A 23,642-nucleotide genomic window follows, 5' to 3' on the forward strand; every position below is an offset into this window, starting at 1 on the left:
CTCCAGCGTGACACGTCCTCCGCCCAGCAGCGCGGGAGGCGGTGCCGACCCCGCCCGGTGACTACCCTGGCCGGATGAGCACTCCGCGCCCCCTCGAGCAGTCCGCGAAACTCCGGAACGTCCTCTACGAGATCCGGGGGAAGGCGCTCGTCGAGGCGTCGCGGCTCGAGAGCGAGGGGCACCGCATCCTCAAGCTCAACACCGGCAACCCGGCGGGCTTCGACTTCGAGGCCCCGCACCAGATCGTGCGGGACATGATCGCCGCCGTGCCCCACGCGCACGGCTACAGCGACAGCCGGGGGATCCTCTCGGCCCGTCAGGCGGTGACGTACCGCTACGAGGAGATCGCGGGGTTCCCGCCCGTCGACCCCGAGTGGGTGTTCCTGGGCAACGGGGTGTCGGAGCTCATCACGATGACCATGCAGGCGCTCCTGGACGACGGCGACGAGGTTCTCATCCCCGCCCCCGACTACCCCCTGTGGACCGCGATGACGAGCCTCTCGGGTGGGACGGCGGTGCACTACCGCTGCGCGGAGGAGGACGGCTGGCAGCCGGACCTCGAGGACATCCGCTCGAAGGTGACTCCGCGGACCAAGGCGATCGTCGTCATCAACCCCAACAACCCCACCGGCGCGGTCTACAGCCGCGCTGTGCTCGAGGGACTCGTCGCCGTTGCGCGGGAGCACTCCCTCCTGCTGCTGGCAGACGAGATCTACGACCGCATCCTGTACGACGACGCTCAGCACATCCCGCTCGCGTCGCTGGCGCCGGACCTGCTCTGCCTGACCTTCAACGGACTGTCCAAGACCTACCGCGTCGCGGGCTACCGCTCGGGCTGGCTGGCGATCACCGGTCCGCGCGACCACGCGGAGGGGTTCCTCGAGGGCATCACGCTCCTCGCGTCGACGCGGCTCTGCCCGAACGTCCCGGGGCAGTACGCGATCCAGGCCGCCCTCTCGGGGGTGCAGTCGATCGAGGCGCTGGTGGCACCGGAGGGGCGCCTGCACCGGCAGCGGGACGCGGCGTGGTCGGGGCTCGAGCGGATCCCCGGGGTGTCCTGCGAGCTGCCGAGAGGGGCCCTGTACGCCTTCCCGCGGCTCGATCCCGAGGTGCACGACATCCGGGACGACGGGAGGCTCGTCTACGACCTGCTGCTCGCGGAGCACATCCTGCTGGTGCCGGGGACGGGCTTCAACTGGCCGACGCCGGATCACCTCCGCATCGTCACCCTCCCCGAGGAGCGGGTGATCTCGGAGGCGATCGAGCGGCTCGGCAACTTCCTGGCGTCCTACCGGCAGTAGCCGCCGCCCGGGCCGGTCAGAGCAGCAGCGCGCGCAGATCCTCCACGGTGCGTCCGTGCAGGGTCGGCCACAGGGTCCGGTCCGGGCCCTCCGCCAGCGGCACCCGGTGCGGGACCCCCACCGCCGCGGCACCCGAGGCCACCGCGGCGGCGAGCCCGATCGGCGAGTCCTCGACGGCTGCGCACTCCGTGATCGGGACTCCGAGGCGGTGAGCGGCGAGGAGGTAGGGCTCGGGATCCGGCTTGCCGCGGGAGACGTCCTCTCCGGTGACGACCCCGGCGAGGACGACGTGCTCGGCGAGCGCCGCCGCCACGATCGAGGCGAGACGGCGGGACGAGGTGGTCGCGATCGCCTGGGGGATCCCGGCGGCCGCGACGCTGCGGAGGAGCTCGAGCGCTCCGGGCCGCCAGACGATCCCTGCGCGCAGGTCCGCTGCGACGTCGCCCTCGAGCTCCTCCTCCATCGCGCGGTCGTCGAGCCCGACCCCCGCGCCCCGGAGTGCGAGGGCGGTCTGCTCGAGGGTCGAGCCGACGAGGGCCAGCGCGTCGTCCTCGCTCCACTCGCCGCCCCAGTGGGTCACGAGACGGTGCTGAGCGGCCATCCAGGCGGGCTCGGAGTCGACGATCGTCCCGTCCATGTCCCAGAGGACGGCGGCGAGCGGCCCCCCTCACTCCGCGACCCCGTCCGCGGACGCGGATCCGGGCCTGCGGCGGGCCGTCAGGGCGGGCGCGAGCACGACGGCGAGGAGGCCGGCGAGCGGGACAACGGCCAGGCCTGCGCGGAGGCCTGCGCTGTCGGCCACGAGCCCGACCAGCGGCGGCGACAGGAGGAAGCCGAGGCGCATCAGCCACGAGACGAGCGTCACTCCGGTGCCGGCGCGCAGCCCGGGGATCTCGTCGGCCTCGTGCATCGCCGCGGGCACTGTCGTAGCGAGACCGAGACCCGCCGCGGCGAAGCCGAGGATCGTGCCGGGGACGGAGGGGAGCAGGAGCGCCGCGCCCATCCCGAGGAGCGCGATGGCACCGCCGGTGCGCACCACCGCGCGCTGACCGAAGCGGTCCACGAGGCGGTCGCCCAGTATCCGCCCCACGAACTGCGCGCCGACGAGGGCGACGAACCCGGTCGCGGCGACGGCGGCCGGCGCCCCGAGCTCCCCGAGAGGTAGACCGCGGCCCAGGTGGAGGCGGCGTCCTCGACCAGCGTTCCGGCGATCGCGACGCCGACGAGGGCGGCGAGCAGGAGCACGACACGGCCCCTCACGCTCGACCGGGGACCGGTCGCCGCCCTCTCGGGGCGCTCCGCGTCGTCGCGGCCCGGGAGGCAGAAGCGCAGCGCCGTCAGGGCCACGATCGCGAAGAGGGTGCCGGAGAGAACGAGGTGCGTCGAGCGGGGGAGGCCCACGGCGATCGCTCCCGCGGCCATCGCGCCGCCGAGGACCGCTCCGATCGACCAGAGGGCGTGGAAGGAGTTGATGAGCGAGCGGCCGAAGCGGCGCTGCACCCGCAGGCCGTGCGTGTTCTGGGCGACATCGGTGACGGCGTCGGTCGCGCCGGACACGAGCAGCGCTGCCGCGAACGCGAGGAGGGTCGGCGAGACGCCCGCGACCACGGTGCCGATCGCCGTGAGGATCGTGCCGAGGACGGCAGCGCGACCGCTCCCGATCCGGCGCAGGACGGCACCGGACGCGAGGCCCGCGAGGATCGCGCCGGCCGGGAACGCCGCGATCGCGACTCCGTACGCGGCGTTGTCGAGCCCGAGGTCGGCCTTGATCTCGGGGAAGCGGGGGACGAGGTTGGCGAAGAGCGCCCCGTTGGTGAGGAACAGAGCGGCGACGGCCCCGCGGGCACGGCGGACCTCTCTGCTCGGAGGAGCGGCAGCGGGAGCAGACATGCGTACGACCGTACACGCAGTGTGTACGATCGTGCGCATGACCACCGATCACTTCGCGGGAGACGACCGCACCAATCGCGAGCGCATGCTCGCCGGAGACCTCTACCTCGCCGACGATCCGGAGAGCATCCGGATCGCGCAGCGCGCTGCCCGCCTCGCCGACGCCTACCACCGCGCCTCGCTCGCCGACGAGGACGCCGCCCGAGCGCTCCTCGAGGCGCTCCTCGGCGAGCTCGGCGAGGGCGCCTCCGTCAAGCCGCCGCTGTTCGTCGACTACGGCGAGAACATCCGCATCGGTGCGCGGACCTTCGTCAACTACCACCTCACCGCCCTCGACGTCGCGCCGATCACGATCGGCGAGGACTGCCAGATCGGACCGAACGTCCAGCTGCTGACGCCGACGCACCCGATCGAGCCCGGCCCGCGACGCGACAAGCTCGAGGCCGCCCGGCCGATCACGATCGGCGACAACGTCTGGCTCGGCGGCGGCGTGATCGTCTGCCCGGGTGTGAGCATCGGCGATGACAGCGTGATCGGAGCGGGGGCGGTCGTGACCCGCGACATCCCGTCCGGGGTCGTCGCGGTCGGCAGTCCGGCCACGGTGATCCGGAGGGTCGACGAGTGAGCGAGGACGCTCCGGCGCGTGCGGCGCGGCGGACGGATCCGCACCGGCGTGACCGCATCATCGACGCGTGCCTGGAGGTGATCGCGGAGGCGGGCGTCTCGGGGACCTCGCACCGACGGGTGGCGGCGGCCGCCGACGTGCCGCTAGGCTCCATGACCTACCACTTCGCCGGGATGGACGAGCTGCTGCACGCCGCCTTCTCGCGCTTCGCCGACTCGGTCGCCGACCAGGCGCAGCGGCGGATGGACGCGGCCGGCTCGCCCGAGCAGGCCCGGCAGGCGCTCGTGGACCTGGTCGTGCACGACGTCCTCGGCAGCCACCGCGAGCTCGTCCTCACCCACGAGCTCTACACGCTCGCTGCGCGTCAGCCCGCGTTCCGCAGCCTCACGCACTCGTGGATGGCCAGGACGCGCGCGGCGCTCGAGCAGCACTTCGATCCGGCGACCGCGCGGATGCTCGACGCGCTCATGGAGGGGCTGACGATCCACCGCGCTCTGGACGACGAGCCCGCCGACGACGCGCTGGTCGAGGAGGCCGTGCGGCGGATCCTCTCCTGACGGGCGCGCCGCCGCACCGCGGAGTAGCATCGGCGCGTTCCTGCGACGAGAGGACCCCATGACCCCGAGCGACGAGATCGACGCCCTGATCGCCCGCACGCCCGACTGGCGCGGGGAGACCCTCGCCGAGCTGCGCCGCGTCGTCCGCGCCGCCGACCCCGGCATCGTCGAGGAGTGGAAGTGGAGGGGGGCACCGGTGTGGGAGCTCGACGGGATCCTCTGCGTCGGCAACGTCTTCACCTCGAAGGTCAAGCTCGGCTTCCTCTACGGCGCCTCGCTGCCCGACCCGCAGGGCGTCTTCAACGGCGAGCTCGGCGGCAACCAGCGCCGCTCCGCCGAATTCGCCGAAGGCGACCGGGTGGACGCCGGCGCCCTGACCGCACTCGTGCAGGAGGCGATCGCCTTCAACCGCCGACGCGTCGGCGAGCGCGCGGCCGCCGCGATCGCGACGCGGGAGGCGGCCAAGGCCGCTCGCGCCGCCGCGAAGCCCTGATCAGGCCCGAGCGGCCTTGACGTAGGCGACGAGCGCGTTGGCGTGCCCGTGCCCGAGGCCGTGCTCGGACTTCAGCCACGCCACGACCTGCATGTGCGGCTCGGTGTCGAGCCGCGCGTCGACCAGGTCCAGCCACTCCTGCACGGGGCGCCCGTAGGTCTTCTCGATGCTGGGGAAGTAGGACGCCGGCCCCTTGGGCTTGGAGCCGTCGGCGGGGGTTCCGGAGCGAGCACGCGGTCGGTCATGCCGTCACCCTAACGACCGGGCGCCGCCCGCACGAGTGCCCGCGAGCGGTTCGCCGGCTCCGTAGTCTCGGAGCGTGGAAGCGGAGCGGACGGACGTGCTCGTGGTCGGCGGCGGTCCGGTGGGCGTCCTCCTCGCCGCCCTGCTGGCGCGATCGGGGATCGACGTGCAGGTGTGGGAGCGCCGGGTCGCGCTCCCAGCGGGATCACGGGCGATCGGCATCCATCCGCCGTCCCTCGATGTCCTCGCCGGGATCGGCGCGGCCGAGTCCGTCCTCGCGGAGGCGGCGCTCGTGACCCGGGGGATCGCCGGCAGTGAGGGCCGCGCCCTCGGTGCCCTGTCGTTCGCCCGCGCCTCGCGCTCGCACCCCTACGTCGCGACCCTCGATCAGCACCGCACCGAGTCGATCCTCCGGGGGCGGCTCGAGGAGCTCTCGCCCGGGGCCCTGCGACCCGGGCGATCCCTTACTTCTCTCCATCGGCGAGGTCCGCTTCGTCGAGGCCGTCGGCCTGACGGACGGCGGTGGGACGGCCACCGTCCGCGCCTCGTTCGTCGTGGGGGCGGACGGAGCCCGGAGCACGGTGCGCGATCTGCTCGGCATCGGCGTCTCGGGCCGCGACTACCCCGACCGCTACGTGATGGGGGACTTCGCCGATCCCGAGCCGGCCTCTCTCGCGGGCTCGGCCCTCGTCGACGTCGGGCCGGCCGGAGTCGTGGAGTCGTTCCCGCTTCCCGGGGGTCGTCGCCGCTACGTGGCACTCGTCGGAGCGGACGCCTCGCTCGGCGCTCCCGCCTGGCGCCCCGAGGACCCGCCGGACCACGACGCGGCGGCGCGTCTCGCAGCGGTCGTCCGCTCCCGCACCGGCGCACCGGTCGATGCCGCGACCTGCACGATGGTGAGCGGCTTCCGGGTCCGCCGTCGCGAGGCCGGCGCGCTCGACGACGGCAGAGTCGTGCTCGTCGGCGACGCCGCGCACGAGATCAGCCCGATCGGCGGTCAGGGGATGAACCTGGGCTGGCTCGACGCCGCGGCGCTGGCTCCGCTCCTGGCGGAGTCGCTCCGCTCGGGGACTCCCGGTCCCTGGCCGTCCTACGCGCGGCGGCGGGCGCGGGCCGCCCGGCGGGCGGCTCGCCAGGCGGAGCTGAACATGGCGCTCGGGAGGCCGCTCGGTGCGGCCGCGCACCGCGGGCGAACGGCACTGCTGCGCGTGCTCCTCGCGCTGCCGACGTCGCACGTCCTGGCGAGGGTCTACGCGATGCGCTGGTCCTGACCTCAGGCGACCAGGCGCGCGCCCGACAGGCCGAGCTCGACCACCAGCACGAGCGAGGCGGCGATGACGATCCGGAAGAGCAGCCGCGTCGGCGGCCCGGTCAGCACGAGGCGGACGCCGACAGCGGCGAGGACGACGACCGCGAGGGTGCCGACGACCGCCAGGAGGGCGCCGGGACCGCTGACGGGATCGTCGCCCGACAGCTGGCCGACCAGCACGAGGAGCGCACCCGCGACCAGGGACCCGAAGGCGACGACGCCGGACAGGCGCAGTCCGAGCCGGTGCGGGAAGCCGCGGACCCCGGTGGCCGCGTCGTCGACGAGGTCGGGGAGCACGTTCGTGCAGTGGATCGCGACACCGAAAACGGCGCCCGTGGCGATCGCCCACGCGGCAGGGAGCGCCCCACCCCCCGCCGAGACGGCGACGACGGGCAGGAGGCCGAAGGCCACGACGAAGGGCACCACCGAGAACGCGGTGCGCTTGAGCCCGGCGTCGTAGACCCAGCCGGCCGCGACGAGGACGAGGTGGGCGACGGCCGCCACCGGTCCGAGCAGGAGGGAGAGCAGGATCGACGCGGCAGCCGTGCCGATCGCCGCCGCCCGGACCGTCCGGACATCGATCAGGCCCGACGCGACCGGCTTGTCGGTGCGGCCGACGGCGCGATCGCGGTCGACGTCGATCCAGTCGTTCGCGAGGCCGATCGAGAGCTGACCGCAGACGACGGCGAGGGCGACCAGCACGACGGTGCCCGGGGGGCGGCCCGCGGCGGCGGCGAGCACTGTCGCGAGCACCGTCACCGCGACCGTGGGCCCGGGGTGGGACGAGGCCAGCAGGAGGCGCACCCGGGACGTCATCGTGCCAGCCTACGGGCCGCTCTCCACCGCGCACGCAGACCGGTTCGCCACCGTCTGCTCCTCACTCTCGCGAAGAAGCACGACGGCGGGTGCTCACGGCGCTCGCCGCGGCGTCGCGCCCAGGCCGACCGGGAAGTCAGCCGACGGTGACCGCCGCACTGGAGGGTTTGCGGCCGTGCCGCATCCAGACGAAGAAGCCCACCAGGGTGAACCCCCCGTAGACCACGTACATCAGGCCGGACGCGTAGTACCCGGCCGAGAAGAGGAGCGGGACGCCCACGACGTCGACCGCGACCCAGATCAGCCAGAACTCGACCCAGCCCTTCGCCATGCCGTAGGTCGCGAGCAGCGATCCCACGAAGATCCAGGCGTCGCTCCACACGGGCTCGTAGGAGCCGAGCGCGCGGAACAGCGGGGTCAGCAGCGCGGTGCCGCCGACCATCGCCAGCACGAGGAGACCCCGGGTGCGCCACGACGCCCACCGCGGCTCGAGCACGGTCGTCGAGGCGTCGGGGCGGTGCGTCCAGCGGTACCAGCCGTAGACGCTCACGATCATGAACATGACCTGCCGACCCGCCTGACCGAGCAGGTTCACGGGGTTCGGAGTGCCGAAGAGCGCGCCCATGAAGACCGTGAACAGCAGTGCGTTCCCCACGAGGCCGACGGGCCAGGCCCAGACCTTGCGCCGCATCCCGCCCAGAGCGCTCGCCAGGCCGAAGGCGTTGCCGATCACCTCGCGCCACAGGACTCTCTGGTCGCCCAGGACGATCTGCGCATCGAACAGCCAGTGCACGAGCTCCACGTGATCCTCCTCAGCCCCCTCGTTCAGCAACGGCGGGCGGCCGTGCATTCCCGGAGGTCAGAACAGCGAGTAGACCACGACGAAGCACCACGCCGCGGCGGCGGTGATCGCCGCGGCCGCGAGTACCAGGACGGGGCGCGGACGTCGGCGCACGACGGCGAGCACGAGGAAGCCGACCCCGAGCAGGATCTCGAGCCACCAGTAGACGGGGCTCGTGGTGTCGGCGACCGCGCCCAGCGCCCAGATCCCCTCGCCGAGGAGCACTCCCGAGAGGGGCGCGACGGCGAGCACCCGCCACCCGCGGGTCCCGTGCAGGGTGAGGGAGGCCGCGACTCCGAGGATCGGGCCGGCGGGCACGGCGAGCAGCCAGAAGGGGTCGGAGAACGGAGGGGACCAGCCGAAGCCCCTGGCGCCCGTCACGATGTCGTAGCCCTCGAGCATCGCGAAGAAGGACAGCAGTCCGAGCACCGCGCCGGCGACCGGACGTGCTCGTCCCCCTCGGACGAGGGCGAAGACGAGCATCGACCAGCCGCCGGAGGAGTTCGCGAAGGAGTTCACGGACGTCGGCAGGACGGTCTGCAGGAGGCTCGTGAGCGCGCCGAGGAGAAGCCCTCCTCCGATCGCCAGGGCGACGGCGGGCAGGAGGGGAGCGCGTCTGGCGGGGGGCATGCTCCGAGCATCCCGCGCAGGACCTGGCCGGCGGATCGGGGAGAACCCTGAGCCGACCCCCGGATCCGCGCGCTCCGGTCAGCGGGCGTCGAGCCGCTCGGCGACGTCCGCCGGGAAGCCCCCCGTCGAGACGGGGCTCCAGCGAGCGGGCGTGATGCGCAGCAGGGACTTGTCCTGCAGCGCCATCGCCTCCCGGTACTCCTGCCAGTCGGGGTGCTCGCCGGCGATGCAGCGGTAGTAGTCGACGAGGCCGTCGGCGGCCTCCGGCATGTGCAGCACCTCCGCGTCGCCGTCCACCTGGATCCACGCGCCGTCCCACTCGTCCGACAGCACCAGCACGGAGGCGGCGGGACGACGCTCGGCGTTCCGGGTCTTGGCGCGGCCGGGATAGGTGGAGATCACGATCCGGCCCTGCTCGTCGACGCCGCCGGAGACCGGCGACATCTGCGGGCGGCCGTCAGCGCGCGTCGTGGCGACGATCATCCGGTGCCTCGGCCGCACGAAGGAGAGCATTCCCTCGCGGTCGACCTCTGTGCTCGTGGAGACGGTTCTGGGCATGGGTCCACGCTAGGGCACGGTGCCGGACGGCGACCGATCCGTTCACCGTTTCAGCCCGCGCGGACGGAGACGTTCTTCCCGAGCGCGGTCCAGTCGAGTCCGGGCGCGTCCTCCGGGCCCTCGCCGTCGGGGTGCACGCGGACGGTCCAGGCGCCCGGCTTCGAGGTCTCCGAGCCGCCGCTCCCACTGCAGCCGCTCGCGGAGTCGGCGCCGTCGTCGACGACGACGCAGCGGCCCCGCTCGTCCGACAGGCCGAGGTAGACGTCGATCCCCTCGGCGGTGCCCGCGAAGCGGACGGACTCGGGATCGATGCCCGTGTCGATGCCGCCGGCCTCGGGCATCACGTCCGCCTCGGTCCGCTCCCGCTCGAAATCGGAGTAGGGCGTCGGTCCGGCGCACCCGGCGAGCGGCAGCAGCGCCAGCAGCGCCGCCCCGATCGTGCCGATCCACCGTCGTCCACGTGTGCTGCTCCGCGCCATCGAGGCCCCCTTCGCGCTGCGGTGGGTTCACCCTAGCGGGGGAGTGCGCCCCGCTACGGTGCGAGCCGCCTCCAGGACGGAAGCGACGAGTTTCTGCAGCGGGATCTCGGCGAACCGGTGCTCCTCGGCGCGGACGAGCCGGGCGGCGAGGTCGGGCCGCAGCGTCCGGAGCAGCCGACGCGCGCGCTCAGCGTGCAGGGAGTTCGAGACGAGCACGACGGTGTCGGACTCCTCGAGGAGCGCGGCGGCGTTCCGCAGGTTCTCCTCGGTCGTGCGGCTCTCGCGCTCGAGCACGAGGGGGCCGCGGTAGCGCCTCTCCCCGCGTGCGTACCGCGCCATCAGGTCGGCCTCCGGGACCGACCCGGCGACGCCCCCGCCGCAGAGCACGAGGACGCTCCTCGAGGAATGGCGGGAGCGCAGGGCGGCGCGCACGCGGTAGCGGTTCACCGCGTTCGCCCGCGTGCCGCGGTTCCGGAAGCCGAGCACGACGACGGACTCGCGGCCGACGTCGCCCGCGGGCGGTCGGACCCCTCTCCGCGAGGCGATCCAGTGCTGCGCGTCGACGACTGCGAGGGCCGCCAGTCCGGCGGCGGCGACCAGCGCGAGCGGTCGGGCGATCAGAACGAGCTCTCGCGGACGATCAGGCGCGGTGCGGCGATGTACTCCTCCGCCGGAGTCGTCCCGCCGCCGATCCGGTAGACGAGCCGCTCGACGGCCGTCCGCGCCATGAATCCGTGATCCGGGTCGATGGTCGTCAGCCGGGGCACGGTGTAGTCGCCCTCGAGGATCGCGTCGAAGGCTGCAACGCGGACCCGCCCCGGAACAGGCACTCCGCGATCGGCCAGACCGCGGAGCACTCCGATGCCGACCGTGTCGGTGATGCAGAAGACACCGTCGAAGGGCACGCCCCGGTCGATGAAGTCCCGGATGCCGCGGGACCCGCCCGCCATCGTGAACTCCCCGACCGCGACGTGCAGAGCCGGATCGATCGCGAGCCCGGCGTCCTCGTGCGCGCGCCGGTAGCCCTCGAGGCGCAGGCTCGAGACGTCCACCTCGTCGTCGGCGGGATCGTCGACCATGACGATCCTGCGGCAGCCCTGCTCGATCAGGTGGGCGACCGCCGTCCGCGCGCCCTCGACGTTCGCCATGGCGACGTGGTCGACCGGGCCCTCGAAGATCCGCTCGCCCAGGATCACGAGCGGGTGGTCGACCCGGAGGAGCTCGGTGTCGGCCGCCCCGAGGCCGACGGTGCTCAGGATGATCCCGTCGTAGAGCCGCTTCCTCGACGACGCGAGGGCGCCGAGCTCGTTCTCGCGCCGCGCACCGGTCTGCTCGATGACGACGCGGAGCCCGTGCTTCTCGGCGGCGGCGATGATCTCGGCGGCGAGGCGCCCGTAGTACGGCCGGTCGATCTCGGGAACGGCGAGCCCGATCGTCCCGGTGCGGCCGGTGCGGAGATTGCGGGCGGCCACGTTCACGCGGTAGTCGAGCCGCGTGATCACGTCCAGGACCCGCTCGCGCGTGGTCTCCCGGACGTGCGGGTGGTCGTTGAGGACGTGCGACACGGTCATCGCCGAGACCCCGGCCTCTTTCGCGACGTCGTGGATGGTCACCATGACGCACCTCCTCTCGTCGAGCTTGCCACGAACGCGGGCCCGATCACGGCAGCAGGGCGCGGAGCCGGGCGGCCTCGTCGTCGTCGAGGGCGAGGAGCGATCCGTGCCGCGCGGCGGGCGGCAGCCGAGCACCGGGCACGGGCTCGAACACTCCGCTGCCGGGGTCCGACGACGAGAACAAGCGGTAGCCGCGCATCCCGAACTCGTCGATCAGGAGCCAGGTCCTCGAACCGTCGGGCGAGCGCGCGAGCGCCGGGCCCTCACCGCGGGCGAGCTCGGGGCTGCCGATGCCCGTGCGCACCGTCTCGAAGGCGCCCTCGAGCGCCGGGCCCTGCGCGAGGGAGACGGAGGTCGAGTCCGACCCGGGCGGGGTCTCCACCGTGAAGCGGAGCCAGCCGTCGCCGTCCTCGAGGAACGCCGCATCGATCGCGTCGCGCCCGGTGTCCAGCGCGGTCCGCGCCGAGGTGAAGCTCTCGAAGTCCCTCGTCTCCGAGACGAGGATCCGCTGGTGCGCCGCTTCGATGCGGTCCGACTCCGGGTCGAAAAGAGCCGAGGAGAAGAAGACCAGCCAGCAGTCGCGGTCCGCACTCCAGTACGCCTTCGGGGCCCACGCGTTGCCCGCAGCCGCCGGCGCCACCCTCCTCAGCGCGGGGTCGCTCCATGTCACGAGGTCGGCGGACCGCCAGACCAGGATCGACCGGCTCCCGTTCCGCACGGCGCAGTGCCAGTCGGCCTCCTCCGCGGTCCGCAGGTCGGTGGCGAGGAGGACGACGCGACCGGAGGCGGCGTCGCGGACCAGGAAGGGGTCGCGCGCACCGCCCGTTCCGATCGCGGACCGCAGCGGCTCGATCGGCAGCGGGAGGAACGCGTGAGGCGTCTCGTCCTCGCTCACGGCGAACCGCACCGCCTCGCCGTCCGCACCCGGGAGGAAGTGGGCGAGCAGGAAGCCGCTCACCCCTTCACGCTGCCCGAGACCAGGCCTCCCACGATGTGCTTCTGCATCGCGATGAAGAACACGACCATCGGCAGGAGCACGACGACGCTGAGCGTCAGGAACGCGGGCCAGTTCACCCCGAACTGACCGACCGCCTTGTACACCTGCAGGACGAGGGTCTGCTTCTCGGGCGAGCTGATGAAGACGTTCGGCGTGATGAAGTCGTTCCACACCCACATCGTCTGGAAGACCCCGACGGTGATCAGGATCGGGCGGATCAGCGGCAGCACGATCCGCCAGTAGATCTGCCACGGACCCGCGCCGTCGATCCGCGCGGCCTCGAAGATCTCGAGCGGCAGCGACTTCATGTAGCCCTGGATGAGGAAGTAGCAGAAGATCGAGCCCGCCGAGTAGAGCAGGATGAGCCCCTCGAGGCTGTCGACGAGCCCCGCGTTCGCGAGCAGGCGGTACAGCGGGATGAGGGTCGCCTGACCCGGGACGAGGAAGGCGATGATCAGCACCACCGAGACGATCCGGGTGAGGACCGTCGTCCGCAGCAGCATGGCGTAGGCCGCCATTGATCCCACCACGAGCATCAGCGCGACGGACACGACCGTGAGGTAGAAGGTGTTCGCGAACGCGCCGACGATCGGGACGGAGGCGAACACGTCGGCGTAGTTGCCGAGGTCGAGGGTGCTCGGCAGCGCGAACGGATCGCTCGACACCTCCTGCTGCGTCTTCAGGGTGCTGACGACGATGTAGTAGAAGGGTGCGCCGACCACGGCGGCCAGGGCGAGCATCCCGATGCTCGTCAGCGCACTGCTCCAGCCCCGACGGCGCTGGGCCGCGGTGCGTCGCCGACGACGGGCGGCGGCGGGCGGATCCCCGGCCGGGGGAGCCGACGGGAGCGAGACGGCGGTGGAGGTCATGAGGTCCTCTCCTCGAAGCGGCGCGAGATGAGCAGCTGAACGGCGACGATCGACCCGACGACGAGGAGGAAGACGACGGCGAGAGCCGAGGCCTTGCCGAACTGCGCCTGAGCGACACCGTTCTGGATGATCGACTGCGTGATGGTGTAGGTCGAGAAGCCCGGTCCGCCCTTGGTCAGGGTGAACGGGAGGTCGTAGACCTTCAGCCCGCCCGTCATCAGGAGCAGCGTGCTCACCGTCACCGCGGGGGCGAGGAGGGGGAGCGTGATCGAGAAGAACCGGCGCGGGGCCGACGCCCCGTCGATCCGGGCGACCTCGTAGTAGTCCTCGGGGATCGACTGGAGGTAGGCGAGGTACAGGATCGCGTGCCAGCCGGTGCTCGACCAGACGCCGACGATGATCACCGACAGTTGGGCGAGCGCGCCGTTCGAGAGCCACGGCACGGGTCCGAGCCCGGCGACCGCGTCCAGGACACGGTTGATCGCTCCGGAGCCGAGGGGCGAGAGGATCAGGCCCCAGACCAGGCCCAGGATCGCGATGCTCGGGATCGCAGGGAAGAACAGGATCGCCCGGACGGCCCCCCGCCCCACGAAGGGCCGGTTGAGGACGAGCGCCAGCGGGATGGCCAGCGCTGTCACCAGGACGGTGGTCCCGAGACTGTAGGTGAGGGTGAAGACCAGCCCCGCGAGCATCGCGGGATCGCGGAAGATGCTGACGTAGTTGGCCAGACCGACGAAGTCGGAGTCGACCGAGTAGCCGTCGAAGTCCGTGAGGCTGAAGTAGAAGGACTGGGCCAGCGGCACGGCGAACAGCAGGACGAAGACGAGGACGATCGGCACGAGGAAGAGACTCGTGCTGACGGTCTCCCGCCGGCGCAGCGGGTCGATGCGGCGGCGCAGGGCGAGGGCGGGGCCTCGGCGCGGGGCGGTGAGAGTGGACACGGATCCTCCGTTCGCGGAGAGCGGGCCCGGCCGGAGCCGGGCCGCGCCCTCAGTCCTGCGACTCGAGACGCGCCTGCAGCGCTGCGGAGACGTCCTCGGGGGAGGACTGGCCCTGAGCCAGCAGCTGGATCTGCGCCACCGCCTCGGTGCTCAGGGCGTCCTGCTCCCGGGGCCAGGCGATCGAGGGGAGGTAGAAGCGCCCCGCCTGCAGCCCCGCGAGGTTCGGCTCGAGCGCCGGATCGACGACCGGGGTGTAGTTGCCGGTGGTGGTCAGCGCCGAGGTGCCCTCCTGGTAGATGCGGACGCCCTCCTCGCTGCCGAGGAAGCTCAGGAACGCCTCCGCCTCCGCCTCGTGGTCGGTCTTGGCGTTGATGGCGAAGCCGGGCGACGCGGCGCCCGCCCAGTAGCCCGCTCCGTCGAGGGTGGGGAAGGGCGCGAAGACGACGTCGAGGTCCGGCGCCTTCTCGCGCACGGCGGGGAGGTTCCAGGGGCCGGCGGCGATCATCGCCACCCGGCCGTTCGCGAACTCGTCCACGATCTGATCGCCGGTGAGGCTGACGACGTCCTGGCTCATCAGCCCGCGGCTCAGCAGCTCGCTCCAGGCGGTGAGCGGCTCGTTCCACAGGTCGCCGAACTGAGCGCTCCCGTCGAAGATCGCCTCGTCGACGTTCCCGCCCTGCTCCGCGTCGGCCGAGCCGACCATGGCCGAGAGGCCCATCGGGATCTGCGTCGCCGAGTCGTAGTACGGAACGACCCCCGTGTCCTTCACGGTCTCCACCACGTCGAGGAAGCCGTCCCAGTCGGCCGGGACCTCGGTCACTCCGGCTGCGTCGAGCAGGGCCCGGTTGACCAGGATCCCGCCGGCCCACGACGAGGTCGACATGCCGTACGCCTTGCCGTCGCTGCTGTACGTCTCGGTGTTGTATGGCGACATGTCGGCCATGAACGGCTCGTCGGTGAGGTCCTTCACGAAACCGCCCTCGATGAGGTTCGTCTTGTTCTCGGCGGCGATGACGAAGACGTCGGCGGCGTTGTTTCCCGCGAGGCGCGTCTGGAGCGTCGAGATGTACTCGGCGACAGGGGGAGCGTTCGAGAACTCGATCGCGATGTCCGGGTTCTCGGCCTCGAACGCCTCGATGACCGGGGTCATCGTGGCCTCGTTGTCCCAGGAGAAGAAGCTGAGCTGCGTCTTCCCGGAATCGGCGCCGGCGGAGCCGCAGGCGGTCAGGGCGAGAGCGCTCGCCGCGGCGACGGATAGAGCGGCCGCGCGGAGGGCGGCGGAGTGGGGGCGATGCGACATTGCATTTCCTCTGTTCGATGAGGGTGGGTGGAGGGGTGGAGTCAGGAGGAGGAGCCCGGCAGGGGGATCCGGAGGTGGGCATGGCGGGGGACGACGGGCACGAGGGCGTCGCCGTCGTGCTGGAGGAGGTCGAAGACGATCTCGCGGTGCACGCCGTCGCCGTCGGGGACTGCGAAGCGGTGGTACGCGATGACCCAGTCGTCCGTTCCCGGGACGCGGCAGACGGTGTGGTGGCCGGTGGCCAGGATCCCCTCCGCCGTGTTCTTCTCGAGCAGGACGCCGCCATCCGTCCACGGACCGAACGGGCTCGGACCGAACGCCCAGCGCACCCGGTAGTCCTCCTCCCGGGTGTCGTTCTCGGACCAGGTGAGGAAGTAGGAGTCGCCCCTGCGGTGCAGGTGCGCCGCCTCGCGGAAGCCCGTGGGGACCCAGGAGTGCACGTCGTCCTCGTCGAACGACACGAGGTCCTGGCCGAGACGCACGATGTGCGCCACCGAATTGCCCCACAGCAGGTAGACCGCTCCGTCGTCGTCCACGAACACCGACGGGTCGATGCTCGTTCCGGCGAACCTCCCCGCGCGCACCAGGGGGGCGCCGAGGTCGACGTAGGGACCGGCGGGGTCGGAGGCGCGCGCCACTCCGATGCTGTTGTCGGCGGTGAAGAACAGGTAGTGCGTCCCGTCAGCCTCGAGTGCTGCGGGCGCCCAGGCGAAGGAGTCCGCCCAGGACACGTCCCGTCCCAGACGCAGGATCTCGCCGTCGTCGGTCCAGTCGACGAGATCGGGGGAGGAGTAGCAGCGGAAGGCGCTCGCCCCCCAGTCCTGGATCCCGTCCGTCGTCGGGAACAGGTGCCATCGCCCGCCGGAGACGACGAGCGACGGATCGGCGAGGAAACGCTCCAGGGGTGACGAGGAGGTCCTCGCGGTCGTGCCGGTCATCGCACTCCTTCGTGCTCCGGTGCCTGTATCGATACAGGCGTTTCGTGTATCGATAAAGTATGCCCCGCGCCAGAAGGTGTCAAGAGTGCTGTGAGGATCCGATCGGCCCGGCTCAGGCAGCGCCTGCGAGCCCTCCGACGACCAGGGCGGCCCCGCCGAGAGCGGCCACCGCGAGAGTGAGGCGCCGCACGGCGGCGGCCGGGACCCGTCGGGCCAGGAGCAGGGCTGCCAGGGCGCCGAGGGCGAGACCCGCGAACGCCCAGCCCAGCCCGGGCAGGTCGTCCGCGGTCGGACCGAGCACCAGCAGCGTCAGGACGTTCAGGGGCAGCGCGAAGGCCTGGAGCGTGGCGCTCGCCACCGCGGGCGGCCACTGCCGCTGCGCGGCGAAGAGGGCGACCGGAGGGCCGCCTGCACCCGCCAGTACCGTGAACACCCCGCTCAGCGCACCCGCCAGAACCGCCCCTCGTGCTCCGTCGAGGAAGGGGAGGGCGCGTCCGGCCGCGACCAGGCCGGTGGCGAGCAGGATGACGGCACCCGCGACCACCGCCAGCACGGCGGGCCGGAACGCGTTCGAGAGCAGGACGGCCGGCACGATCAGGAGCGCTGCGGGCACGAGGAGTCGCAGCGCGTCGGCGGCGCGCACATGCCGGAAGGAGCGGACGAGCACCACGACGTTCAGGAGGATCGACAGCAGGAGCACGGTGCGGACGCCCCGATCGTGTCCGAGCGCGAGGACGAGCAGGGGAGAGGTGACGAGGGCGAATCCGACTCCCGAGACGATCTGGCACACCGCCCCGACGGCGACGACCAGCAGCACGACCGCACTCAGCGTGTCCACACCCGCCCCCTGACCGGTCCCCGACGGGCCCGACCGGTCACCCTAGCGGGACCGGTCGCGCCCAGGGAGCGCAGCGGCACTGGAGGAGCGCCTCAGGCGGCGCGACGTCCCGAGAACAGCGCGTGCAGCAGCGGCGCGACCGAGACGATCATCAGCACCGAGCCGAGGACCGCGTCGTCGGGCCGGACCACGGCCCCGCCGATCAGCAGCCCCGCGAACAGCACCGCCGAGACCACTCGGCGCACCGTCGCGTCGAGGCGGTTCAGCCGCCGCTCCACGCTCGGCACCGTGACGGCGAGCGTCCCGTCCTCGAGCGTCGAGGCGAGCGCGTCGAGGCGGCGCGGCAGGCGCCAGAGCAGAGCGAGGTTGTCGACGGCCTGCCGACCGAGATCCTGCACGACGTTGCCGCGCTCCTCCCGGATCAGCCGCTGCGCGTAGGGCTCCACCGAGTCCCACAGGTTGAAGGCGGGATCGAGCGCGCTGCACACGCCGGACGTCAACGACATGGCGCGGATGATCAGCAGGAAGTTCTCCGGCAGCTGGAACGGGAGGGAGCGCACCACGTCGCCGAACTGCACGGCGAACTCCTTGAACTCCCGCGGATCCACTTCGCGCAGCTCCGCGAAGCCCATGCCCCCGAACCGCGCGAACAGCTGGGTCATGGCGCGCTCGAGCTCGCGGGAGTCGGCCGAGGGGGAGGAGCACGCCGACGTCGCGCGCGGCGTCGACGAGGCCCTTGCCGTCGCGGGAGGCGGCGGCGATCAGCATCGCCCGCAGGCCCGCCCTGGTCGTGGGCGGCACCTCGCCCATCATGCCGAAGTCGATGAAGGTCAGCTTCCACGGGAGCTCCCCGTCGGGAGTCGGAGTGACGAAGACGTTGCCCGGGTGCGGATCGGCGTGGAACCAGCCGGTGGTGAAGAGCTGATCGAACATGACCGCGGCGAAGACGGGGGCGACGTCGCGGGGGTCGATGCCCGCGTCGCGCAGTCCGTCGGCGTCGGTGATCTTGACGGCCGTGACGTCCTGCAGGGTGAGGACCTTGCGGGTCGACCGCTCCCAGACGACGTCCGGCACGCTCACCCGCGGGTCGTCGGCGAAGTCCGCGGCGAAGCGGACCGAGTTGGCGGCCTCGCGCAGGTAGTCGATCTCCTCGAGGCTGGTCGCCGCGAACTCCTCGACGAGTGCGGGAGCATCGACGCGGTCCGAGACGAGGCGCACGTGGGTGAGCCACCGACCGACCCGGCGCAGGGCGGCGAGGTCGACGTCGACGATCGCGTCGATGCCGGGACGCTGCACCTTGACGATCGCCGTGCTGTGCCCGGTGTCTCCCGAGTCCAGAGCGGAGAGACGTGCGCGGTGGGCCTGCCCCAGCGACGCCGCGGCCACCGGGGACTCGTCGACCTGCGCGAAGGCGCGCTCCAGCGGCATCCCCAGCTCCGCTTCGGCGAGAGCCCGGATCCTCGGGAACGGCACCGGCGGCACCTCGTCCTGGAGCCCCTCGAGCTCGCGCGTGATCTCCGGCGGCAGCACGTCCAGGCGCGACGACATGAACTGCCCGACCTTGATCATCAGCCCGCCCAGCTCGACCGCGAGCACGTGGAAGCTCCGCGCGAAGCGCCGCATCCGGGCGGGGCGGGTGCGCAGTGCGATCACCGACAGCCCGAACCGGGGGAGGACGAGATCGAACCACCAGGTCACCGCGAGGTGCCAGGCGGCGAAACGCAGGATGCGGCGGTAGCGCCGCCGCTCACTGCTCGCTCGGCGGCCCGGGTCACTCGGACCCGGGCTGACCGACGACACCCGGGTCAGTCCTGCGCGAGGATCGCGTACAGGCGGCGGCGCACGTCCTCGAGCTCGGTCACGGCCTGCCGGATCTGGGCAGGGGTGCCGGAGCGCTGGACCTGAGCGGCGGCCTGGGCCAGCGCGATGCCGGCCTTCGGCAGTGCTCCCGCCTCGACCTGGTCGCCCTCCGAGAAGGGCGAGCCGGTTCCGGATGCCGCGACCTGGGCGTGACCGGCCTCGGTGAGCGAGTAGGTCTTGCGGCCGTTCGACTCGTCGGCCGAGATCAGGCCCTCGTCCGCCAGGAGCTGCAGGGTGGGGTAGACCGAGCCGGGGCTGGGCTTCCAGCTGCCGCCGCTGCGCTCCTCGATCTCGTGGATGATCTGGTAGCCGTGCATGGGCTGCTCCGCGAGCAGGGCGAGCACGGCGGCGCGGACGTCGCCGCGGCCGACGCGCGTTCCGACGCGCTTCTCGAAGCTCGAGCGCGCCTGCTCCATGGCCTGCCAGATGCTGTCGATGGGGTTGCCGGTGCCGAAGCCGCCGGTCGAGGAAGATGACGTGTTCATGATGACCTCCGTTTCTCCGAACGATACTCAGCGATATGTGGGGCGACTGTGAACGACTGGGGGATCCGCTGGGCCCGCGCAGTGCGTCGAACGACGCGATCGACGCGCGCCGCCGCAGTCATCGCGTGCGGCTGCCACCCCGTAGCCCTCGCCGAGGAGGCGGAGGGTCACGGGCGCCTGGCTGGCGGCGTCCGCGAAGGCACCGTGGACGAGAACGATGGTGGGCTTGTCAGACAGGAGGGAGTTCCTCACGACTCGAGGACCCGTCCGATGCGGATCAGCACGGTCGCGACGTCACGACCGAGCCAGAACCTTCCGGGAGGAACGCCAGCCGACACCTCCTCCGACATTCGTCGAAGGCACGTTGCGCACCGCGCGGATCGGAACGTCCCCTGGTTTCAGGGCGCTGCCTGCGGGTGCCTGCCGGTGCTGCTGGACATTGCTCTGATGCGGGTGCGCAGTTCGACCGGCGTCGAACTCCTTCTTGCACGACCTTGCCTACGGTTGATCAGGCACCGGGGGAGAAAGGTCGGCGATGCAGCGAAGGCGGCGGGAGATGCTTTCTCGCTAGCCGCCACCCCCAGTCTCGAGCGGGGCGTCGAGGCGGCACTCGCTCTCTACGATGCCGAACAGCTTCCCGTCGCCACAGCCAACAGCGAGCATGCTCCCGCAACGCTGAGCGCCCTCTCGCGTCGCCTCAGCCCGGCTGATGCACGTGGACGGCGCTGCTCGACGTCACGCCGTTGAACTCGAGATACAGCTGCCCCTCGACGACCGACACGGTCAGCGTGTTGCGGCGCTCGAGTACTGCGACCGCGGCATCCAGGAACCCGTGGTCGAAGCTCTGCACGGTGATCTGCTCGAGCTGGTGGACTCGCTTGCCCGACCACGCCGCGATCACCTTCTCCGGGTTGCGATGCGTGTAGACCGTCGTGCGGTCGGCCAGCCTGCTGCCGAAGTGCAGTCGCTCGGCATCCGGCGCGCCCACCTCGATCCACGTGGTCAGCCGGCCGGTGAGATCACGGACCAGCACCGCCGGCTCGGTCGCCGTCGACGAGATCCCCTCGCTGAAGGTGATCCCCTCCACGTATTCGAGGCAGTACGCGAGCACGCGCGTCATCATGTAGGCGTCGGTCTCGGAAGGGTGCCGAGCGGCCCGCAGCGTGATGTCTTCGTAGACGCCGCGGTCCACATCAGCCAGCTGTATCGCGAAGTTGTACATCACTGCGCCGACTGCCATGTGTGCGAGCTTATGTCCTCTCGCTCATCGAGGAGCGCGAAGCTTCTCCGGCGCCGATGGGGGCATCGTGTTCGCGCGCCTCCACGCAAGAACGGCCCGGTAGGCGTCACTTCGTCGAGCGCATCTCACTCGCTGACTTGTAGCAGGGGACCCTGTTCGTGCATCGGGCGCACAACGAACTGACATAATGTGCATTATCGGATGTCAAAGAAACGCTCGAGAGCGGCTGTCGTGACGGTGCGTCCCCACCCGTCTGTTCCTCGACGAACAGCACTTCGAGCACCCGACATGGTCTCGCGAACGCCCCGAATCAGGATCGTGCGACCGCCGGCGGAGCGATCCGGCCCTGACAGAAGACGGGAGCGCCTGGAGCGCCTCGCGGTCACCGGCGCGCGTCAGAACCTGCAGACATCGATCGCGGGAAGGACTCGGCGCCGCCGCGCGAAGCTGGGAGTCAGCCGACAGCCCGGACGCTCATGCCTGGACGAAGTCCGAGGTGTCGCCCACGAGCCGAGTGTTCTCCGTCGGGATCGGGTCGACGGCCGCCAGAGCGACCTCGGCCGCGAACTCGCCCACGTTGTAGAGCTTGCCCGCCGACTCGCGGCGCGAGCTGATGGCTCCCGGGTTCGAGCGCTCGAGCAGGGTCGCCGTGATCGTGCCCTCGATCATGTCCCCCGAGACGACGACGAAGTCGATCCCGCGCTCCGCGAGCTCCGGGATGCGGTCGCGCAGGGCGTCCTCGCCGGCGCGCTTGGACAGGGCGACCGGCTCGTACTCGGGCATGGTCGGCGTCGAGCGGATGAAGTGGGCCTGGTGGCTGGTCACGAAGACGACGCGGGATCCCTCGCCCAGCAGCGGCAGCGCCGCCTCCAGCGTGGCGACCTGGGAGTCGCGGTTGAGGACCATGGCGTAGTCCTCCCCCATGTTGCTCTCCATCCCGCCGGACGCGTTCAGCACGAGCACGTCGAGACCGCCGAGTTCCTCGCGGATGCGGGCGAACAGGTCGGCACGCGACTGCTCGTCCGTGAGGTCGGCGCCGACGGCGAACGCGGATCCTCCCGCTGCGACGATCTGATCGACGAGCTTGTTCGCGCGCGGCGCCTTCGAGCGGTAGTTCACGACGACGCGGGCACCGGCCTCGGCGAAGTACCGGACCGTGTCGGCGCCGATGCCGCGGGACGAGCCGGTGACGAGGACGCGCTTGCCGTCGAGCGAGCCGGGAGCGAGGGGGTTGGGCACGAGGAGTTCCTCCAGGACGCCGGCGCGAAGACCGGAGCGGGCACGATGTCGGGCCGGAGCCCCGACAGGCGATCCTACCGAACGGGCCCTCCACACGGCCCCTCCCCCTCCCAGCCCGTTCTCCGGCGTCCTTGTTAGCGTGGAACCGCTCGTCGAGGGGAAGGAGCACCCGGCATGGACGCCGTGATGCAGTACGCGTGGATCCTCTGGCTCGCACTGATCCTGATCTTCGTGGTCGTCGAGACGATCACCCTCGAGTTCACCTTCCTGATGCTCGCCGTCGGAAGCGTCGGCGGCCTCGTGGCCGCGCTGGTCGGAGCACCCTTCTGGGTGCAGGTGCCGGTCGCGGCCGTCCTCGCCGTGCTGCTGCTGCTCACGGTCCGGCCTCCGCTGCTCCGCCTCCTCGCCCGCGGCGGCGACCCCGCGCCGACCGGCGCCGACGCCCTGCTGGGCCTCGGCGGCAGCGTAGTGGTCGCCGGGCTCGGGCCCGGTCAGGTGAAGCTCGTGAACGGCGAGACGTGGACAGCGCGACTGTCCCCCCTCGTCGAGGAGCGTCCACTGGGTGTCGGCGAACGCGTCGTCGTCACCGCCATCGACGGCGCGACCGCTGTCGTCGTCCCCGCCGAAAGGAGCCGCTCGTGAATCCCTCCGCCGCAGTGACACTGGTGATCGTCGCGGTCATCGTCGTCCTCGCACTCGTCGTCCTCTTCAAGGCGATCCGGATCGTCCCGCAGGCGACCGCCGGCGTGGTCGAACGGCTCGGCAAGTACCACCGCACCCTGCTCCCCGGTCTGAACCTCGTCATCCCGTTCATCGACCGGGTGCGCCCGTCGGTCGATCTGCGTGAGCAGGTCGTGTCGTTCCCGCCGCAGCCGGTGATCACCGAGGACAACCTGGTCGTCTCCATCGACACGGTCGTCTACTTCCAGGTGACCGACGCCCGTGCCGCCACCTACGAGATCGCGAACTACCTCGGCGCGGTCGAGCAGCTCACGACCACCACACTGCGCAACGTCGTCGGCGGGCTGAACCTCGAGGAGGCGCTGACCTCCCGCGACAACATCAACGGCCAGCTGCGCATCGTCCTCGACGAGGCCACCGGCAAGTGGGGCATCCGCGTCGGTCGCGTCGAGCTGAAGGCGATCGACCCGCCGCTCTCCATCCAGGACTCCATGGAGAAGCAGATGCGCGCCGAGCGCGATCGCCGCGCGGTGATCCTCACCGCGGAGGGCACGAAGCAGTCGCAGATCCTCAACGCGGAGGGGCACCGTCAGGCCGCGATCCTGGCCGCCGAGGGTGACGCCAAGGCCGCCGTCCTCCGCGCCGAGGGCGAGGCGAAGGCCATCACCACCGTGTTCGAGGCGATCCACCAGGGCCGACCCGACAAGGAGCTGCTCGCCTACCAGTACCTGCAGACGCTGCCGAAGATCGCCGAGGGAACCGCGAACAAGCTCTGGATCGTGCCGAGCGAGCTCACCGAGGCGCTCAAGGGCATCGGCACCGCGTTCGGCCAGAACGCCCAGCGCGCGGACCGCGCGCAGGACAGCGAGGCCGCTCCCCCGGCCCCGGGCTTCTAGAGC

26 protein-coding genes and 4 pseudogenes are annotated in these 23,642 nt (G+C 71.7%); 8 read left to right on the forward strand and 22 right to left on the reverse strand.

Annotated elements, in window-relative coordinates; genetic code table 11:
- The first annotated feature begins 74 nt into the window (after positions 1-74).
- Positions 75-1,301, forward strand: a complete 1,227-nt coding sequence (locus tag AC0CID_RS03750; protein WP_465225825.1) for a pyridoxal phosphate-dependent aminotransferase — start codon at positions 75-77, stop codon at positions 1,299-1,301.
- 16 nt (positions 1,302-1,317) lie between these two features.
- On the opposite strand, the gene AC0CID_RS03755 is transcribed toward AC0CID_RS03750, so the two are convergent.
- From AC0CID_RS03755 to AC0CID_RS03765, 3 genes and pseudogenes are all read right to left on the reverse strand, one after another.
- Positions 1,318-1,938: an HAD family hydrolase gene (locus tag AC0CID_RS03755; protein ID WP_465225826.1), complete on the reverse strand. Its 621-nt coding sequence runs from the start codon at positions 1,936-1,938 to the stop codon at positions 1,318-1,320.
- 30 nt (positions 1,939-1,968) lie between these two features.
- Complete coding sequence (locus AC0CID_RS03760; RefSeq protein WP_465228042.1) at positions 1,969-2,625, reverse strand: MFS transporter; 657 nt, start codon at positions 2,623-2,625, stop codon at positions 1,969-1,971.
- Positions 2,517-3,230, reverse strand: a pseudogene (locus AC0CID_RS03765) (MFS transporter); the annotation flags it as partial. The gene AC0CID_RS03760 and the pseudogene AC0CID_RS03765, both read right to left, overlap by 109 nt.
- Between AC0CID_RS03765 and AC0CID_RS03770 the strand changes: the two are divergent.
- The 3 genes from AC0CID_RS03770 to AC0CID_RS03780 are packed head-to-tail and all read left to right on the forward strand — an operon-like array spanning position 3,229 to position 4,866.
- Positions 3,229-3,816, forward strand: coding sequence for a sugar O-acetyltransferase (locus AC0CID_RS03770; RefSeq protein ID WP_465225827.1), 588 nt, complete (start codon positions 3,229-3,231; stop codon positions 3,814-3,816). The pseudogene AC0CID_RS03765 and the gene AC0CID_RS03770 sit on opposite strands and share 2 nt — an antisense overlap.
- Complete coding sequence (locus AC0CID_RS03775) at positions 3,813-4,373, forward strand: TetR/AcrR family transcriptional regulator (RefSeq protein WP_251944476.1); 561 nt, start codon at positions 3,813-3,815, stop codon at positions 4,371-4,373. Before AC0CID_RS03770 ends, AC0CID_RS03775 begins: the two co-directional genes overlap by 4 nt.
- Positions 4,374-4,431: 58 nt before the next feature.
- Positions 4,432-4,866 (forward strand): DUF1801 domain-containing protein, encoded by a 435-nt coding sequence (locus AC0CID_RS03780; RefSeq protein WP_465225828.1) that lies wholly within the window; start codon positions 4,432-4,434, stop codon positions 4,864-4,866.
- On the opposite strand, the gene AC0CID_RS03785 is transcribed toward AC0CID_RS03780, so the two are convergent.
- On the reverse strand, positions 4,867-5,010 hold the full coding sequence (locus AC0CID_RS03785; RefSeq protein ID WP_465225829.1) for a DUF4287 domain-containing protein: 144 nt from the start codon (positions 5,008-5,010) through the stop codon (positions 4,867-4,869).
- Between the two features lie 220 nt (positions 5,011-5,230).
- Between AC0CID_RS03785 and AC0CID_RS03790 the strand changes: the two are divergent.
- Positions 5,231-5,530: pseudogene (locus tag AC0CID_RS03790) on the forward strand (FAD-dependent oxidoreductase); the annotation flags it as partial.
- 133 nt (positions 5,531-5,663) lie between these two features.
- Complete coding sequence (locus AC0CID_RS03795) at positions 5,664-6,380, forward strand: FAD-dependent monooxygenase (protein ID WP_465225830.1); 717 nt, start codon at positions 5,664-5,666, stop codon at positions 6,378-6,380.
- Between the two features lie 2 nt (positions 6,381-6,382).
- Here the strand turns inward: AC0CID_RS03795 and AC0CID_RS03800 are convergent, their stop codons facing one another.
- From AC0CID_RS03800 to AC0CID_RS03885, 18 genes and pseudogenes are all read right to left on the reverse strand, one after another.
- Positions 6,383-7,234: a UbiA family prenyltransferase gene (locus AC0CID_RS03800; RefSeq protein WP_465225831.1), complete on the reverse strand. Its 852-nt coding sequence runs from the start codon at positions 7,232-7,234 to the stop codon at positions 6,383-6,385.
- A 136-nt stretch (positions 7,235-7,370) separates the two neighbouring features.
- Positions 7,371-8,036, reverse strand: a complete 666-nt coding sequence (pnuC, locus tag AC0CID_RS03805) for a nicotinamide riboside transporter PnuC (protein WP_465225832.1) — start codon at positions 8,034-8,036, stop codon at positions 7,371-7,373.
- Between the two features lie 57 nt (positions 8,037-8,093).
- Positions 8,094-8,705: a DUF6518 family protein gene (locus AC0CID_RS03810; protein ID WP_465225833.1), complete on the reverse strand. Its 612-nt coding sequence runs from the start codon at positions 8,703-8,705 to the stop codon at positions 8,094-8,096.
- Between the two features lie 78 nt (positions 8,706-8,783).
- A complete protein-coding gene (locus AC0CID_RS03815) occupies positions 8,784-9,263 on the reverse strand; it encodes a PPOX class F420-dependent oxidoreductase (protein ID WP_207405787.1) in 480 nt (159 codons plus the stop codon).
- 50 nt (positions 9,264-9,313) lie between these two features.
- Positions 9,314-9,742: a hypothetical protein gene (locus AC0CID_RS03820; RefSeq protein WP_465225834.1), complete on the reverse strand. Its 429-nt coding sequence runs from the start codon at positions 9,740-9,742 to the stop codon at positions 9,314-9,316.
- Positions 9,743-9,769: 27 nt separating this feature from the next.
- Positions 9,770-10,228, reverse strand: coding sequence for a YdcF family protein (locus tag AC0CID_RS03825; protein WP_465225835.1), 459 nt, complete (start codon positions 10,226-10,228; stop codon positions 9,770-9,772).
- Between the two features lie 131 nt (positions 10,229-10,359).
- Positions 10,360-11,358 carry a LacI family DNA-binding transcriptional regulator gene (locus tag AC0CID_RS03830; RefSeq protein WP_465225836.1) on the reverse strand — a complete coding sequence of 333 codons (999 nt, stop codon included), beginning with the start codon at positions 11,356-11,358 and terminating at the stop codon, positions 10,360-10,362.
- 43 nt (positions 11,359-11,401) lie between these two features.
- Positions 11,402-12,313, reverse strand: a complete 912-nt coding sequence (locus AC0CID_RS03835) for a glycoside hydrolase family 43 protein (protein WP_465225837.1) — start codon at positions 12,311-12,313, stop codon at positions 11,402-11,404.
- Positions 12,310-13,221 (reverse strand): carbohydrate ABC transporter permease, encoded by a 912-nt coding sequence (locus tag AC0CID_RS03840; protein WP_465225838.1) that lies wholly within the window; start codon positions 13,219-13,221, stop codon positions 12,310-12,312. Before AC0CID_RS03840 ends, AC0CID_RS03835 begins: the two co-directional genes overlap by 4 nt.
- On the reverse strand, positions 13,218-14,162 hold the full coding sequence (locus tag AC0CID_RS03845) for a carbohydrate ABC transporter permease (RefSeq protein ID WP_465225839.1): 945 nt from the start codon (positions 14,160-14,162) through the stop codon (positions 13,218-13,220). Before AC0CID_RS03845 ends, AC0CID_RS03840 begins: the two co-directional genes overlap by 4 nt.
- A gap of 49 nt (positions 14,163-14,211) precedes the next feature.
- Complete coding sequence (locus AC0CID_RS03850) at positions 14,212-15,462, reverse strand: ABC transporter substrate-binding protein (protein ID WP_465225840.1); 1,251 nt, start codon at positions 15,460-15,462, stop codon at positions 14,212-14,214.
- A gap of 41 nt (positions 15,463-15,503) precedes the next feature.
- Positions 15,504-16,400 (reverse strand): family 43 glycosylhydrolase, encoded by an 897-nt coding sequence (locus AC0CID_RS03855; protein ID WP_465225841.1) that lies wholly within the window; start codon positions 16,398-16,400, stop codon positions 15,504-15,506.
- Between the two features lie 112 nt (positions 16,401-16,512).
- Positions 16,513-17,238, reverse strand: a complete 726-nt coding sequence (locus AC0CID_RS03860; RefSeq protein WP_465225842.1) for a TSUP family transporter — start codon at positions 17,236-17,238, stop codon at positions 16,513-16,515.
- A gap of 92 nt (positions 17,239-17,330) precedes the next feature.
- Positions 17,331-19,038: pseudogene (locus AC0CID_RS03865) on the reverse strand (ABC1 kinase family protein).
- A 5-nt stretch (positions 19,039-19,043) separates the two neighbouring features.
- Complete coding sequence (locus tag AC0CID_RS03870) at positions 19,044-19,583, reverse strand: PadR family transcriptional regulator (RefSeq protein ID WP_207408003.1); 540 nt, start codon at positions 19,581-19,583, stop codon at positions 19,044-19,046.
- A gap of 135 nt (positions 19,584-19,718) precedes the next feature.
- Positions 19,719-19,820 (reverse strand): annotated as a pseudogene (locus AC0CID_RS03875) (alpha/beta hydrolase); the annotation flags it as partial.
- Positions 19,821-20,280: 460 nt separating this feature from the next.
- Positions 20,281-20,823, reverse strand: a complete 543-nt coding sequence (locus AC0CID_RS03880; protein WP_465225843.1) for a YaeQ family protein — start codon at positions 20,821-20,823, stop codon at positions 20,281-20,283.
- A 474-nt stretch (positions 20,824-21,297) separates the two neighbouring features.
- The gene (locus AC0CID_RS03885) at positions 21,298-22,062 is read right to left on the reverse strand and encodes an SDR family oxidoreductase (RefSeq protein WP_465225844.1); all 765 of its coding nucleotides are present in this window, start codon (positions 22,060-22,062) and stop codon (positions 21,298-21,300) included.
- Between the two features lie 174 nt (positions 22,063-22,236).
- On the opposite strand from AC0CID_RS03885, the gene AC0CID_RS03890 reads away from it, so the two are divergent.
- Positions 22,237-22,704, forward strand: a complete 468-nt coding sequence (locus AC0CID_RS03890) for an NfeD family protein (RefSeq protein ID WP_465225845.1) — start codon at positions 22,237-22,239, stop codon at positions 22,702-22,704.
- A gap of 20 nt (positions 22,705-22,724) precedes the next feature.
- A complete protein-coding gene (locus AC0CID_RS03895; protein WP_465228043.1) occupies positions 22,725-23,639 on the forward strand; it encodes an SPFH domain-containing protein in 915 nt (304 codons plus the stop codon).
- Positions 23,640-23,642 lie beyond the last annotated feature (3 nt).

The sequence above is a fragment of the Rathayibacter sp. AC451 genome (assembly GCF_979253095.1).

Coding starts and splice junctions, on each gene's coding strand:
- AC0CID_RS03750 (WP_465225825.1), top strand. CDS start 75: ATGAGCACTCCGCGCCCCCTCGAGCAGTCCGCGAAACTCCGGAACGTC.
- AC0CID_RS03755 (WP_465225826.1), bottom strand. CDS start 1,938: ATGGACGGGACGATCGTCGACTCCGAGCCCGCCTGGATGGCCGCTCAG.
- AC0CID_RS03770 (WP_465225827.1), top strand. CDS start 3,229: ATGACCACCGATCACTTCGCGGGAGACGACCGCACCAATCGCGAGCGC.
- AC0CID_RS03780 (WP_465225828.1), top strand. CDS start 4,432: ATGACCCCGAGCGACGAGATCGACGCCCTGATCGCCCGCACGCCCGAC.
- AC0CID_RS03800 (WP_465225831.1), bottom strand. CDS start 7,234: ATGACGTCCCGGGTGCGCCTCCTGCTGGCCTCGTCCCACCCCGGGCCC.
- AC0CID_RS03810 (WP_465225833.1), bottom strand. CDS start 8,705: ATGCCCCCCGCCAGACGCGCTCCCCTCCTGCCCGCCGTCGCCCTGGCG.
- AC0CID_RS03815 (WP_207405787.1), bottom strand. CDS start 9,263: ATGCCCAGAACCGTCTCCACGAGCACAGAGGTCGACCGCGAGGGAATG.
- AC0CID_RS03820 (WP_465225834.1), bottom strand. CDS start 9,742: ATGGCGCGGAGCAGCACACGTGGACGACGGTGGATCGGCACGATCGGG.
- AC0CID_RS03830 (WP_465225836.1), bottom strand. CDS start 11,358: ATGGTGACCATCCACGACGTCGCGAAAGAGGCCGGGGTCTCGGCGATG.
- AC0CID_RS03840 (WP_465225838.1), bottom strand. CDS start 13,221: ATGACCTCCACCGCCGTCTCGCTCCCGTCGGCTCCCCCGGCCGGGGAT.
- AC0CID_RS03850 (WP_465225840.1), bottom strand. CDS start 15,462: ATGTCGCATCGCCCCCACTCCGCCGCCCTCCGCGCGGCCGCTCTATCC.
- AC0CID_RS03855 (WP_465225841.1), bottom strand. CDS start 16,400: ATGACCGGCACGACCGCGAGGACCTCCTCGTCACCCCTGGAGCGTTTC.
- AC0CID_RS03870 (WP_207408003.1), bottom strand. CDS start 19,583: ATGAACACGTCATCTTCCTCGACCGGCGGCTTCGGCACCGGCAACCCC.
- AC0CID_RS03880 (WP_465225843.1), bottom strand. CDS start 20,823: ATGGCAGTCGGCGCAGTGATGTACAACTTCGCGATACAGCTGGCTGAT.
- AC0CID_RS03890 (WP_465225845.1), top strand. CDS start 22,237: ATGGACGCCGTGATGCAGTACGCGTGGATCCTCTGGCTCGCACTGATC.